1 protein-coding gene is annotated in these 214 nt (G+C 49.5%); it reads right to left on the bottom strand.

What is annotated here, in order from left to right; all coding sequences use genetic code 11:
• Positions 1-135 (bottom strand): transposon-encoded TnpW family protein (locus tag DW806_RS14875; protein WP_118730441.1); only part of this gene is annotated, 135 nt, incomplete at its 3' end.
• Positions 136-214 lie beyond the last annotated feature (79 nt).

Here is a 214-nt window from a genome sequence, read left to right as displayed (position 1 = left end):
GAGCAGACGCTTGATTTTGTCCTCCATCGTTTCTTTTGCGGTCTGGCTGAAATGCACACGGACGATATAGGTTGTCTTGCCGATCTGCTTTCTGACAGTAGGGCAAGTGGCGGTGTTGGTTGCGGTATTGTTCATTCAAAATCCTCCTGTAAATGAAAAATGCCCGGTGACTGTTCATCATCGGGCGGTGTCGGTATGAGGGAACAAGGCAAGG

Source organism: Butyricicoccus sp. AM32-19 (assembly GCF_003480365.1).
Lineage (GTDB): Bacteria > Bacillota > Clostridia > Oscillospirales > Butyricicoccaceae > Agathobaculum > Agathobaculum butyriciproducens.
This window is presented reverse-complemented; position numbering and strand designations above follow the sequence as displayed.